Source organism: Nocardioides alcanivorans, assembly GCF_021555175.1.
Classification (GTDB): domain Bacteria; phylum Actinomycetota; class Actinomycetes; order Propionibacteriales; family Nocardioidaceae; genus Nocardioides; species Nocardioides alcanivorans.
This window is the reverse complement of the sequence record NZ_JAKGRW010000056.1, coordinates 110,808-123,245: the sequence shown is the minus strand read 5'-3', so window position 1 is coordinate 123,245 and position 12,438 is coordinate 110,808. Positions and strand designations below refer to the sequence as shown.

Here is a 12,438-nt window from a genome sequence, read left to right as displayed (position 1 = left end):
GCGGACGGCTGCTGAAGGAGGCTGCTGGAAGGGCGCCTGCTGCCTCGCCTGCGGGTCGGCATCGACCGGCGCGCCTGCCCGGTGGGTGCTGGCGTCGCAGCCGGCGCCGACCGGGCCTGCGGTGTACCGCACGAGGTGCAGAAGCTCAGCTGCGGATCGACTGGCTGTCCGCACGCACTGCAGTAGGTCATGACGTTCCCCCTTGGAACCCGAGTGTCGCCACAGCGTAGTGCCACCGTGCCGCCGACATCGCGCCGCTTCAGCCGAGGCGGTGCTCCAACCAACGCGCGCCGTCGCCCTCGTCGATCGCAGCCACCAGGCTGTCGAGCTCGTCGTCGGGCACGTTGGTCGCGAGCTCCTCGAGCCAGGCGACCGCGGTCGCGAAGAGGTCGATCTGCCAGACGTCGTCCGTCTCGCGGACCATCACGAACGCGTTGTCGATGCCGCTGACCTGCGTGAGCCAGGTGGGGACGCAGCCATCGGCTCGAGAGCCGTCATAGGCCTCTGCCCAACCACAGCTGCCGTCGAGGCCGACCGCGTTGCGGTAGGGGTCGCCGTCCTCGACGCCGGTCACGCCCAACTCGATCCGGTCGATGTCGAGACGCACCAGGCCATCGTCCTCGTCGCCGGCTCGGACGGTCTGGTCACGCAACTCGATGTCGAATCCCGCGCCGTAACGGGCGAGCTCCTCCTCGACGAGGCCCACGAACGGCCGGAACAGGTCACCCTGGCCGTGCGGCAGCCCATCGAGCAACGCCTCCAGGTCATCACTGTTCGCCACCTCGGCGAAGGCACGCAGGGCCTCCTCCGGCCGCTCACCGCCCACCGGGTCGCGGTCGACACCCTCGTCGTACGCCGACCAGTCGCCGCCGCGCCCGAAGATCTGGTGGGCGGCGTACTCGGTCCAGGTCGCGGTGGGCGACACGTACCAGCGCCCGTCGACCTCGATCACCATCACGAAGAGCCCCATCCGGGTCTGCTCGTCGTCCTCCCAGTCATAGCTGCGCATCTCGTCGGCCAGCTCGGCGATGTCATAGGTCTCGGTCCAGCTGTCACCGAGTTCCGCACGGGCCTCGGCCGCAAGGCGGTCGAAGGCCTTGGGGAAGTCGTCGGCCTCCAGGCTCAGCTTCACGGTGCCCTCGCGCAGGTGGACCTTCGCGACGTGGTCGGCCACCTCATCTACCTCGAGCTCAACGTCCTCGAAAGAGACTCCGGCGGCGTCGAACACGCCGTCCTTCGTCGTGACACCCGCACGCTCGAGTCGCTGGTGCAGCGCTTCCCAGACCTCGTCGGCGCCCCGACTCTCGCCCGGGTTGATCATGCCGAGCGCGGCAATCGGGTCCTGGTCCTCGGCTGCAGCCAGCACCTCGCGCACTGCCTCGTCAGGGAGTCCGCACCGGACGACGTGGCGAAGAAGACCTTCCACACCGCGAAGCCACCGATGCCCAGGGCCAGGACGACCGTGCCCACGATCGCCCAGATGACGCCTGCGTTGCGGCGCCCTCCGCCACCCTCGGGTGGCACTGGTTGCGGGTCGAGCACACCAACGGAGTGTCCGGCGCCGGCCACCGTGGTCGGAGCTCCGCAGTGGGCGCAGAAGGCATCCCCCGCCTCCCGGGGCCGTCCGCACGAGGTGCAGAAGTTCATCGTCTCCGTCTCCTGTCCACATCGACCAGATCAAGCGTGAACGCCACCGCGCCGAGGCCCAGCGCGCAGAGCCCCAGCCAGGGTCCGACTCCCCAACGACCGACCTGGCTTCCGGTCACTTCACGCGTGATGCCGAACCACAGGCTGCCCGCGACGACCAGCAGCACCGGTCGCACCCAGGTCACGGTGCGTGGCAACGCCAGCCCGACCAGCAACGCACCCACCAGCGGCAGCACGATTACGACGGCGGGCAACCAGCCGGGGAGCGAGGTGAGCACCCCTGAGCGGACCAGCCCGGCCAGATCGGCGAGGCTCGAGCGGGACAAGGGTCCCGACTGCGCCCACGAGACGAACGCGATCACGACCCACCCCAGGCCACAGAGCACCCAGAGGGTGGCAGCGGCGGCTCGGCGCATCGGCATCAGCGTCCGGTCTGGAGGTGGGCGTGTTCGTTGAAGCTGACCAGCGCGGCACCGCGTGGTCCGATGGAGAAGGTACTCGACGATCCGTGCACGATGACCCCGTTGAGCCTGCGCCAGAGCTCACCGTCGGCGTTGGGCATGAGGATCGTCGCTGCGATGGCCGCGATCGGGCCGCCGGACGTGACGACGACGGCAGTGTCGCGGGGACCAGTCATGGCGAGTACCTCCGACAAGGCGGTGCCGACCCGGGTCACGAACGCGCGAAACGACTCCCCGGCCCCTCGGAACCGCTGGTCCACTGCTCCGCCGCGTCCTCGAACCAGCCCTGCAGCTGGGCAGGAGTGGGCTCGCTGTCGCCTGCCAACGCGGGAAGGCGCTGTAGCAACGCATCATGGTCGAACTCGTCCCAGCCACCGTCGAGGACACCGGGTACGTCGTCCCAACCGGCCGCTTCTCCCACGGCCTCCAGCGACTCGAGATGGGAACGCGCGGTGCCGCTGGCGACCAGCGTCGGCCGGATCCCGCGTTGACGCAGCGCCTGCCCCACGAGCCGGGACTGCTCCCAACCGAGAGGGGTGAGCTCTTCCCCCCGGTCCGGTTCACGTGCGCCTGCCCATGACGGACCAGGACCACCTGACCCATGCGATCTCCCGTCGAACCGGAGGGCCCCTTGCCCTGCTCGCACAGTCTGAGGGAAGCGACTGCGTCGTGGGGGACGTTCGTCGAAATTCGGCTCCTCTGCGGCCCGGCGGGGCTCAGAGTTCGTGCAGCTTGGCCGCTTGACGCCGCATGACGGCGTCGTAACCGGCCCGGTCCTGCTGCTTGAGCCGCACCGCGTCGCGGGCCGCTGGGTCGGGGATGATCACTTCGTCGCCGCGCTCGACACCCTCCAAGACCGCCTGCGCGATCTCGTCGGCACCGAGGGGCGCGCCGCTGACCAGCCCGCGCATCACCTCGGCCAGACCGGAGTCGGCTCCCTGCATGCGGTCCATCAGGTTGGTGCGGAAGTAGCTCGGGCAGACCACTGCAGCCTTGACGCCGTGCCCGGCCAGTTCGTGGCCGGCTGTCTCGGTCAGCGCCACGACGGCCGCCTTCACCGCGTTGTACGACGCCATTCCGGCCGGGTGCACCAGCCCGGCCAACGAGGCCACGTTGATGATCTGGCCGCTGCGCTGCTCCTTGAACACCGGGGTGAACTCACGCAGCCCGGTCACCATGCCGAAGAGGTTGATCTCGAAGATCCAGCGCCACTCCTCGACCTCGGCGACGTCGAGACGGCCCCCACCCGGTACGCCGGCGTTGTTGACCAGCACGTCGAGACCGCCCCATTGCTCGACCACCCGGCCCTTGATCCGTGCCCAGTCCGCGGGATCGGTGATGTCGTGCGTGTCGGCGTACCTCCGCAGCGAGAGGCCGGCAGGGTCACGGTCCGTGGCCAGCACCCGGGCGCCGCGCGCCTCCCACGCATCGGCCAGGGCAGCACCGAGGCCAGACCCGGCACCGGTCACCACCACGCGCAACGGCTTGTGTTCATCCATGGCTGCCCCAACCTACCCGGTGGTCGAACCACTCCCGGAGGTCGAGCCACTCCCGTTGGTCGAGCCTGTCGAGACCCCCGGAGGTCGAGCCTGTCGAGACCGCTTGCGGAACGTGGTCTCGACAAGCTCGACCAACGGGGCACGGCTCGATCAGCGGGTCTCGACAAGCTCGACCAACGGGGCACGGCTCGACCAACGGGGCGAGGCTCGACCTTCGAGGGGGAACGGACTCAGGCAGGCAGGCCCTCACCGGAGGCAGCGCGATCCCGCAGCCACTGGGTCGGACGGAACCGGTCGCCGTACTGCTCGGCGAGCTCGTCGGCACGCTTGATGAACGCGTCGAGACCGATCTCGCCGTCGGCGCCGACGTAGCCGGTCATGAACTGCGCGGCGCCACCCGTGTTGGCGGGGAAGCCGATGCCCATGATCGAGCCGATGTTGGCGGCGACGGAGGAGGTGATCACACCCTCCTCGAAGCACTTCGCGGTCTCCAGCACCTCGGCGAACATCATCCGGTCGCGCATGTCCTGGATCGGGATCTGCACCTCGGCCTCGGGGAAGGTCTCGGCAACGCCCTCCCACAGGTTGGCGCGACGACCGTTCTCGTCGTAGTCGTAGAAGCCTGCGCCCTTGAGTCGCGAGGGGCGACCGATCTCGATCATCTTCTTGACGACGTCACCGGCCGGATCGCTCCCGAGCTCGATGCCATCGCGGGCAGCGGCATCCTCCGTGGCCTTGCGGATCTTGGCCATCAGCTCCATGTTGAGCTCGTCGCTGATCTGCAACGGACCCACCGGGAATCCGGCCGAGGTGGCCGCCCGCTCGATCGACATCGGCCGCTGGCCCTCGCCGAGCATGGCGAGCCCCTCGTTGATCTGCACGCCGATGACCCGCGAGGTGTAGAAGCCGCGGCTGTCGTTGACCACGATGGGGGTCTTGCGGATCTGCTGCACCACGTCGTAGGCCCGGGCGAGCGCCTCGTCAGAGGTCTCCTTGCCGCGGATGATCTCGACCAGCGGCATCTTGTCGACCGGTGAGAAGAAGTGCAGGCCGATGAAGTCGGTCGGGCGCTTCACACCCGAGGCCAGTTCGGTGATCGGCAGGGTGGAGGTGTTGGAGCAGAGCAGCGCGTCGGGGTTGACGTGCTCGATGATCTCGGCGAAGACCTTCTGCTTCAGCGCGACGTCCTCGAAGACGGCCTCGATGACGAGGTCGCAGCCGGCGAGGTCGGCCGGGTCCGCGGTGGGCGTGATGCGCTCGAGCAGCGCGGCCTTCTTCTCCTCGGTGGAGCGACCCTTGGCGACAGCCTTGGTGAGGATGCCCTCGCTGTAGGCCTTGCCCTTCTCCGCGTTGGCCAGCTCGACGTCCTTGAGGACGACCTCCATGCCTGCCTGCGCGCACACGTAGGCGATGCCGGCGCCCATCATGCCGGCGCCGAGCACGCCGACCTTGGTGGCGCGGTACTTCGGCGGTCCGGAAGGACGCAGCGAGCCGGCGCCGATCGCCTGCAGGTCGAAGAAGAAGGCCTGGATCATGTTCTTCGACTGCTGGTTGACGATGAGCGAGGTCAGGTAGCGCGACTCGATGCGCGACGCGGTGTCGAAGTCGACCTGGGCGCCCTCGACGGCGGCCGACAGGATCGCCCGCTGCGCCGGGAAGTCGGCGCCCTTGAGCTGCTTGCGCAACAGGGCGGGGAAGGCTGGGAGGAACGCAGCCAGGGCCGGGGACTTCGGCGTACCACCGGGCATCTTGTAACCGGGGCGGTCCCAAGGATTGAGTGCAGCGGTCTTGGTCGCGTCCTCGTCCTGGGTGTTCTCCTTGATCCAGGCCTTGGCTGCCGGCACCAGCTCGTCGACCGAGCCGACCAGCTCGTCGACGAGACCCTTGGCCTGCGCAGCTGCCGGCTTGAAGCGCGGGCCCTGGAGGAGCACGTCCATCAGGCCGCTCTGGATACCGAGCAGCCGGACGACGCGGGTGACGCCGCCGCCGCCGGGAAGCAGTCCGAGGGAGGCCTCGGGCAGGCCCAGCTGCACCGAGTTGTCGTCCCACGCGATGCGGCGGTTGGCGGCGAGACAGATCTCGAAGCCGCCGCCGAGCGCGGCGCCGTTGATCGCGGCGACGACGGGGCGCGGGTAGAGCTCCAAGCGACGCAGGCCGGCCTTCACACCTTCGGCCATGTCGAAGACGGCCTGGGCGTCGTCCTTGGTCGAGGTGACCATGTTCTTGAGGTTGCCGCCGGCGAAGAACGTCTTCTTCGCCGAAGCGATCACGACGCCGACGACGTCGTCGACTTCGGCGTAGAGCCGGTCGACGGCAGCGTTCATCGAGTTCTGGTAGAGCTCGTTCATCGTGTTGGCGCTGGCGGTCGGGTCGTCGAGGGTGAGGGTGACGATGCCGTCGGCATCCCGGTCGTAGCGGACCGCGGTCTGGGTGTCAGTCATGGCTGTCTTCCTTGTTCAAAGTCTTTGTGTGTACGTCGGTTCGTCGGTGGCTGAGCCTGTCGGAACCACTCCGGTGGTTGCGGCCGTCGAAGCCACGTTGGTCTCTCGGCTCACCGGGCTTCAACGCGCTCCTCGCGGCGTCGTCCCTCGGTCGCGATCGCTTGCTCGACCAGCACGGATTGGGCTTCGCTGCGCTCAGACCAGTCCGCTCAGACCAACTCGACGATCGTCGCGATGCCCATGCCGCCACCGACGCAGAGCGTGGCGAGGCCCCGCTTGAGGCCACGGCGGTCGAGCTCGTCGATGAGGGTGCCGAGGATCATCGCGCCGGTCGCACCGAGCGGGTGGCCCATGGCGATCGCGCCCCCGTTGACGTTGGTGATCTCATCGGTGATGCCCAGGTCGCGCATGAAGCGCATGGCCACCGCGGCGAAGGCCTCGTTGATCTCGAAGAGGTCGATGTCCTTGACCTCGAGGCCGGCCTTGGCGAGCGCCTTGCGGGCCGCCGGAGCCGGTCCGGTGAGCATGATCGTCGGGTCGGCACCGGAGACGGCGGCTGAGACGATGCGTGCCCGCGGCGTGAGACCGAGGTCCTTGCCGACCTGCTCGGAGCCGATGAGCACCATGGCGGAGCCGTCGACAATGCCTGAGGAGTTGCCGGCGTGGTGCACGTGGTTGATCTTCTCGACCCAGTGGTACTTCTCCAGGGCCACGTCGTCGAAACCAGCGTCGGCGCCGATCTGGGCGAAGGAAGGCTTGAGGGAGCTGAGGCTCTCCACCGTCGTGCTGGGGCGGATCAACTCGTCGTGGTCGAGGATGACCAGGCCGTTCTGGTCGCGGACCGGCACGACGGCGTCCTTGAAGTAGCCGGCCTCCCAGGCGGCGGCAGCACGCTGGTTGGACTGGGCAGCGAAGGCGTCGACGTCCTCGCGGCTCCACCCCTCGAGGGTGGCGATGAGGTCGGCGCCGATGCCCTGCGGCACGAAGCCGGTCGCCAGCGCGGTGTCGGGATCCGCTGCCCAGGCACCGCCGTCGGAGCCCATCGGCACCCGGCTCATGGACTCGACGCCACCGGCGATCAGCAGGTCCTCGAAGCCGCCGCGCACACGGGAGGCGGCCTGGTTGACGGCCTCGAGGCCGGAGGCGCAGAAGCGGTTGAGTTGTACGCCGGCAGTCGTCTCAGGCAGGCCCGCCTTCAGCGCAGCCGTCTTGGCGATGTCGCCACCCTGGTCACCGATGGGCGAGACCACGCCCAGCACCACGTCGTCGATGCGCTCCGTGTCGAGGCTCGGGTTGCGGGTCGAGAGTTCCTCGATGAGCCCGACAGCGAGGTCGACAGGCTTGACCTCGTGCAGGGAACCGGAGCTCTTGCCCTTGCCCCGTGGAGTGCGAATGTGGTCGTACACGAATGCTTCTGCCATGACCATCCTTGAAGTCGTTGCGTGGGTGCGGCGGCGACCGCACACCTCCGATTGTGACACCATGACTGTCAGTGAAGGCAAAGGGTGTGTGGTGAGTCACAACGGAACTGGGGGAAGGAGGCCGCGATGACGACTGGCGACGAGTTGGCCGAGGGTGACCTGCTCACCCTCGAGGAGGTCTGCGACCACGTCGGGATGAGCGTGCGCAACGTTCGCTTCTACACGACCCGAGGTCTCGTGCCGCCCCCATGAAGAAGGGGCGCCAGGGCTTCTACACACCGGTTCACGTGGCCCGGCTCGAGCTGGTCCGCGAGCTCCAGGCGCACGGCTTCACCCTCGCGGCGATCGAGAAGTACGTCGCCCGTGTCCCGGCGGACGCCACTCCCGAGAGCATCTCGTTGCACCGCACCCTGCTGGCACCGTGGACTGCCGAGCAGTCCGAGCCGATGACCCGCGACGACCTCGACGCACGGGCCGGACGGGTGCTCAGTGACGACGAGATCGAGGTGCTGGTCGCCTTGGAGGCGATCCGGCCGCGTGAGGACGACGACCACTTCGACGTGACCGTGGCCCACCTCGACGCGTGCTTGGCGTTGATCCAGTTCGGCTATCCGCTGCAGGCGGCCCTCGCGGCCCGGGCGATCATGACCGAGCACGCCACCGCGATCGCCGAGTCACTCAACGCGCTCTTCCACGAGCAGGTCTGGCCCGCCTTCCGCGCCTCCGGAGCCCAGCCGAGCGACCTGCTGCGCGCCGTGGAGACGATCAAACCGATCACGACCGCCGCACTGGTCAGTCACTACGAGGCCGCGGTGACCAGGGCCATCGGCGGCCGCATCGCGCGACTGACGGGCGAGGAGACTCCCTGACGCTGCGACGTACGACTTCGTTGGAGTGAAAATGCTGCGTTGTCGCTGGATCACAGCAGGTCCACTCCATCGAACCATTCAGCGCCGGGCGTGCGCCTCCGCGACGATGCCGCTGACGACGTCGATCTCGCCCTTGCTCCGCGGACCGTAGACCAGGACGAGTGCCTGCGACGGAGTCGCAAGCACCTGGCCCCAGCCCTGCACCACCACGTCCCGGGCCAGGGCTGGCGGCAGGACGACGCGCACCGAGGTGTCGTGCAGCGCGGTGAGTCGCGCGAACTCGGCCCCGTCGACGCGCACCGAGACCTGGCCACGTACGTCGTCACCCACCTCGACGAGCCGCACGCCGGGGAGGGAGGCGACACGGGCAGCCACTTCGTCATTGACCGCATCCAGGGCCTGGTCGCTCCACTGTTGCTGGGGCGGGGCCCAGGTGACGAGCGGGCGGTTGCCGAGGCGGCGAGGCAGCCCTTGAGGGAGTGCGCTCCACTCGGGGGTCGCGCGCCCTGCCGTTGCGGGCTCCAGGGCCGAGACGACTCCGGCCAGCCAAACGCCGAGAGCCTTCGCCGTGGCTTCGGTGACCTCGTGTCCGCCGGGATCGACGCGGGCCGTGACTGCGGCCGCGGACTCCTGCAGCAGGTAGTCCCAGGTGTCGCGGGTGTACTCCTCGCGGATGATCCGGTCCTGCTCGCTGATGGCAAGGAAGACGCGTTTGCCGATGAACCGTCCGGGCACTGCGGCATCAGGCATGTTGCTGATCGGGATGGCCCCGGCGAGGACTCCTGCGCCCACATAGCGCTCCGGGCGGCGGATCAGCAGCGCACTGGCGAAGGCGGAGCCGGCACTGAAGCCGATCGGGATGACCGGACGACCAGCCGGGGCCACGGATTCGAGCCATTCCTCGAACCAGTCCATGACCTGCTCCAACGATGGCTGCCAGATGCGACCCTCACGGCGCTCGAACCAGTTGTAGCCACGCCCGGCGGACACGGGACCGCGCATCCTCACCACCGCCACCGACGCGGGGAGGTGCGGTACGACGTGGTCGAACATCGTCTCGTCCTCGCTGATGCCGTGGCAGAGCACGACCAGTGGAGCCGCCGGATCGGTGGAGCCGGAGACGACGGTGACAGGGGCGGGGAAGGACATCGGAAGACCTCGGATCGAACAGAAGGGCGCCCGATTGCGCCTCTTTCGAGAGTACCCATCGTCTCCCCCGTGAGACGCCGGTCCCCAAGGCTGGGACGATGGTCCGGTGAGCACTGGGAAGATCGCCTATCAAGGGGAGCCGGGAGCCAACTCCGACATCGCCTGCCGTGAAGTCCGACCCGACCTCGAGCCGCTGCCATGCGCCTCCTTCGAGGACGCGTTCGCCGCGGTCCAGGACGGGCACGCCGACCTGGCGATGATCCCGATCGACAACTCGCTCGCCGGACGAGTCGCCGACATCCACCATTTCCTGCCGACGTCGGGGCTCCACATCGTGGGCGAGTTCTTCCTGCCCATCCACTTCGACCTCCTCGCGCTTCCCGGAGCGACGCCCGACGACCTGACCTCGGTCCGCAGTCACGTGCACGCGCTCGGACAGTGCCGGCGGGTCATCGCCGAATACGGTCTGCGGCCCGTGATCGCCGGCGACACCGCGGGCTCGGCGCGGGAAGTGGCCGAGTTCGGCGACAAGAGCGTGGCCGCCCTCGCGCCGCCACTGGCCGGGGAGGTCTACGGCCTGGTGCCGCTGGCTCGCAACGTCGAGGACGAGGAGCACAACACCACGCGCTTCGTCCTCCTCGCCCGCGAGGCGCAGGTGCCGCCGCCCAACAACGGTGCGACCGTGACGACCTTCGTCTTCCGGGTGCGCAACCTTCCGGCCGCGCTCTACAAGGCCTTGGGCGGGTTCGCCACCAACGGCGTCAACATGACCAAGCTCGAGTCCTACATGGTCGACGGTGAGTTCACCGCGACGGTGTTCCTCACCGACGTCGAGGGCCACCCCGACGAGCCTGCCCTGGCCCGTGCCCTCGAGGAGCTCACGTTCTTCACCACGGAGCTCACCATCCTCGGCGTCTATCCGGCCCACCCCGCGCGGGCCGAGTCCGCCCTCTCCTGACCGGATGAACCAGCCCGTCGCCACGCAGGCTCCGCTGCGCCACCGCAGGGACATCCAAGGTCTGCGTGCGCTGGCCGTCATCAGCGTGGTCGCCTACCACGCCGGCACACCCCATCTCGACGGAGGATTCGTCGGGGTCGACCTGTTCTTCGTCATCTCCGGCTTCCTCATCACCAGCCTCCTGATCGCCGAACTCGGCCGCAACGGACGAGTTTCGCTGGGTGACTTCTGGGCCCGCCGAGCGCGGCGGATCCTGCCCGCCTCCACGTTGGTGCTGGTCGCCACCGCGATCGCGGTCGCCGTCGTCACCCCGGCGCTCGAACGTCCCGACGTCAGCAAGGACATGACGTGGGCTGCCCTCTTCTCGGCCAACTGGCGGTTCGCCCAGCAGAGCACGGACTACCTGGCCACGGACCGGGTGACGAGCCCCGTCCTGCACTACTGGTCACTCGGCGTCGAGGAGCAGTTCTACGTCTTCTGGCCGCTGATCGTGGTCGCCGTCGTACTTCTCGTCCGAGGTCGCCGTCGCATGCTGGCACTCGGAGGCGTCACGACGGTGATCGTGATCGCCTCCCTGTGGTGGTGCATCGTGGAGACCGGCGCCAACCAGCCCTACGCCTTCTTCGGCACCCCCGCCCGCGCCTGGCAGCTCGGCCTCGGCTGTCTGCTGGCCATCGCCGCGCCCTGGGTGGCGCGGCTGGCGAGAACACCGGCCAACCTCCTCGCCCTCGCCGGTGTCGCCGGCCTCGCTTGGTCGATGGTGAGCCTCAAGGAGGCCGGCGGCGCCACCCCTATCCCGGTGTCGCTGCCCTGCTGCCCACGGTGAGCTCCGTCCTCCTGCTGGGCGCGGGGATCCGATCCGGGGACACGTTGGTCGGCCGTGCGTTGGGCATCCGTCCGCTCCAGCACTTCGGCGACCTGTCCTACTCCTGGTATCTCTGGCACTTCCCGATCCTGATCCTCGGCGGCACCGCGTTCGGAACGGATCGCTGGTGGGTCACCGTCGGCCTCGTTGTCGCCTCCTACGTCGCCGCCCTGATCTCGTTCAAGTACGTCGAGACTCCTCTCCGCGCCCTCCCCGTCCTCACGGCCAAGCAGATCCGCTCGCTCGGCATGGGCGCCGCACTCGTGGCCGTCGCTTCGTGTGCGGCGATCGCGGTGCCGCAGCTCGGGCAGGATCCCGCCCGGACCGTGGAGGGGCTGAACGGCGAGCGGATCACCTTGCGACCTGCTCCTGAGGATGCGTCCAGCGACTACATCAGCATGCGCACAGCAGGATGCGACCTGGGCTTCGAGGAGGTCGACATGCCCGAGTGCGCCTTCGCCGACGTCGGCTCCGACAAGCAAGTGGTACTGCTCGGCGACAGCCACGCGGTCGTGATGTTCCCGCCACTCGAGAAGGCAGCGAACCAGCTGGGCTGGCAGGTCAACAACTGGACCAAGAGTGGATGCACGGTCGCCGACGTGACGCTCTGGGCTCCGAGTCGCGAACGCGCGTTCACCGAGTGCGACGAGTTTCGCGAGATGATCCTCGACCGCGTCGTCGAGGAACGGCCCGACGCCGTGGTCATCTCCTTCGCCACCCGGTCGAACCGCCGTGTCGTCGGTGATGACGGCGACCGACTCGACGGCGCCACCTCGCGCGATCAGTCCATCGCCGGCCTGCGCAGCGTGCTCACGAGGCTGACGGACGAAGGCATCCCGGTGCTCCTCGTCGTCGACAACCCGATCGCACCCTTCGCTCCCCCTACGTGCCTGGCGGAGGAGGCAGCCGTCGAGCCGTGCACGTTCCGCGCCCGCGGGAGCTCCCAGGAGGTCGCCGCCGCGGAAGGCATCGAGGGTGTCACCCTGCTCCGCCCGTCCGAGCGCATCTGCAAGGGCCGCCAGTGTTCCCCGTGTGGCGCGACATCCTCGTCTATCGCGACACCAACCATCTGACGAAGACCTACGCCCTGACCGTGACACCCCGCTTCATCCGGGAGCTGGAGGCGCT

Annotated in this window: 15 protein-coding genes; 5 read left to right on the top strand and 10 right to left on the bottom strand. The window is 68.7% G+C overall.

The window, feature by feature from the left end; genetic code table 11:
- The 9 genes from L1066_RS29020 to L1066_RS24210 all read right to left on the bottom strand — a co-directional run.
- The coding region (locus L1066_RS29020; RefSeq protein ID WP_376707732.1) for a zinc ribbon domain-containing protein at positions 1-191 on the bottom strand (191 nt) is incomplete at its 3' end.
- Positions 192-259: 68 nt separating this feature from the next.
- Positions 260-1,375 (bottom strand): hypothetical protein, encoded by a 1,116-nt coding sequence (locus L1066_RS24245; RefSeq protein ID WP_235738915.1) that lies wholly within the window; start codon positions 1,373-1,375, stop codon positions 260-262.
- Positions 1,318-1,647: a zinc-ribbon domain-containing protein gene (locus L1066_RS24240; RefSeq protein WP_235738914.1), complete on the bottom strand. Its 330-nt coding sequence runs from the start codon at positions 1,645-1,647 to the stop codon at positions 1,318-1,320. Before L1066_RS24240 ends, L1066_RS24245 begins: the two co-directional genes overlap by 58 nt.
- Entirely contained in the window at positions 1,644-2,063 is a 420-nt protein-coding gene (locus L1066_RS24235) for a hypothetical protein (RefSeq protein WP_235738913.1), read from the bottom strand. Before L1066_RS24235 ends, L1066_RS24240 begins: the two co-directional genes overlap by 4 nt.
- Positions 2,064-2,068: 5 nt before the next feature.
- Positions 2,069-2,323, bottom strand: a complete 255-nt coding sequence (locus L1066_RS24230; protein WP_235738912.1) for a histidine phosphatase family protein — start codon at positions 2,321-2,323, stop codon at positions 2,069-2,071.
- Positions 2,320-2,616 (bottom strand): hypothetical protein, encoded by a 297-nt coding sequence (locus L1066_RS24225; RefSeq protein ID WP_235738911.1) that lies wholly within the window; start codon positions 2,614-2,616, stop codon positions 2,320-2,322. The genes L1066_RS24230 and L1066_RS24225 overlap by 4 nt, the downstream gene beginning before the upstream one ends.
- Positions 2,617-2,824: 208 nt before the next feature.
- Positions 2,825-3,607 carry an SDR family NAD(P)-dependent oxidoreductase gene (locus L1066_RS24220; protein ID WP_235738910.1) on the bottom strand — a complete coding sequence of 261 codons (783 nt, stop codon included), beginning with the start codon at positions 3,605-3,607 and terminating at the stop codon, positions 2,825-2,827.
- A gap of 230 nt (positions 3,608-3,837) precedes the next feature.
- Entirely contained in the window at positions 3,838-6,048 is a 2,211-nt protein-coding gene (locus L1066_RS24215; protein ID WP_235738909.1) for a 3-hydroxyacyl-CoA dehydrogenase NAD-binding domain-containing protein, read from the bottom strand.
- Between the two features lie 209 nt (positions 6,049-6,257).
- Complete coding sequence (locus L1066_RS24210; RefSeq protein ID WP_249225362.1) at positions 6,258-7,469, bottom strand: acetyl-CoA C-acetyltransferase; 1,212 nt, start codon at positions 7,467-7,469, stop codon at positions 6,258-6,260.
- Positions 7,470-7,595: 126 nt separating this feature from the next.
- Between L1066_RS24210 and L1066_RS27290 the strand changes: the two genes are divergently transcribed.
- Entirely contained in the window at positions 7,596-7,721 is a 126-nt protein-coding gene (locus L1066_RS27290) for a MerR family transcriptional regulator (protein ID WP_283095605.1), read from the top strand.
- The gene (locus L1066_RS24205) at positions 7,718-8,338 is read left to right on the top strand and encodes a MerR family transcriptional regulator (protein WP_283095604.1); all 621 of its coding nucleotides are present in this window, start codon (positions 7,718-7,720) and stop codon (positions 8,336-8,338) included. Before L1066_RS27290 ends, L1066_RS24205 begins: the two co-directional genes overlap by 4 nt.
- A gap of 78 nt (positions 8,339-8,416) precedes the next feature.
- On the opposite strand, the gene L1066_RS24200 is transcribed toward L1066_RS24205, so the two are convergent.
- Positions 8,417-9,487 (bottom strand): alpha/beta hydrolase, encoded by a 1,071-nt coding sequence (locus L1066_RS24200; RefSeq protein ID WP_235738908.1) that lies wholly within the window; start codon positions 9,485-9,487, stop codon positions 8,417-8,419.
- A gap of 106 nt (positions 9,488-9,593) precedes the next feature.
- On the opposite strand from L1066_RS24200, the gene L1066_RS24195 reads away from it, so the two are divergent.
- From L1066_RS24195 to L1066_RS28210, 3 genes are read left to right on the top strand one after another with little or no spacing between them, the layout of a single operon-like run.
- Complete coding sequence (locus tag L1066_RS24195) at positions 9,594-10,445, top strand: prephenate dehydratase (protein ID WP_235738907.1); 852 nt, start codon at positions 9,594-9,596, stop codon at positions 10,443-10,445.
- A 4-nt stretch (positions 10,446-10,449) separates the two neighbouring features.
- On the top strand, positions 10,450-11,271 hold the full coding sequence (locus L1066_RS24190; RefSeq protein ID WP_235738906.1) for an acyltransferase family protein: 822 nt from the start codon (positions 10,450-10,452) through the stop codon (positions 11,269-11,271).
- The gene (locus L1066_RS28210; protein ID WP_235738905.1) at positions 11,268-12,383 is read left to right on the top strand and encodes an acyltransferase family protein; all 1,116 of its coding nucleotides are present in this window, start codon (positions 11,268-11,270) and stop codon (positions 12,381-12,383) included. The genes L1066_RS24190 and L1066_RS28210 overlap by 4 nt, the downstream gene beginning before the upstream one ends.
- Positions 12,384-12,438 lie beyond the last annotated feature (55 nt).